Source organism: Corynebacterium striatum ATCC 6940 (assembly GCF_000159135.1).
Lineage (GTDB): Bacteria > Actinomycetota > Actinomycetes > Mycobacteriales > Mycobacteriaceae > Corynebacterium > Corynebacterium striatum.
On record NZ_GG667575.1, the window covers coordinates 1 to 259 of the forward strand.

The window sequence follows — 259 nt, forward strand, 5'->3', positions numbered from 1 at the left end:
GGCTCGACGATTGTGACCTCCCAGTTCACCCCGAAAGACTGGTATGCGTCGATTCCTGACGCGGTCATTGCAGAGTCGATTCTCAACCGGCTTGTCGTTGGTGCTGAGATCATCACACTGGAAGGACCGAATATGCGCTTAGAAGCCAACGAGTAACCCTCCAACGTCTCCGTGGCACCTGGATGATCCCTGCGCTACCGGGTACTCACTCAGGTGCTACCGGATACTCACCACGCCGCTACCATTTCAGTCTTCTAAA

Annotated in this window: 1 protein-coding gene; it reads left to right on the top strand. The window is 54.8% G+C overall.

What is annotated here, in order from left to right:
• Positions 1 to 12: 12 nt before the first annotated feature.
• Positions 13 to 156, top strand: a complete 144-nt coding sequence (locus HMPREF0308_RS12800; RefSeq protein ID WP_248630716.1) for an ATP-binding protein — start codon at positions 13 to 15, stop codon at positions 154 to 156.
• Positions 157 to 259: the final 103 nt, after the last annotated feature.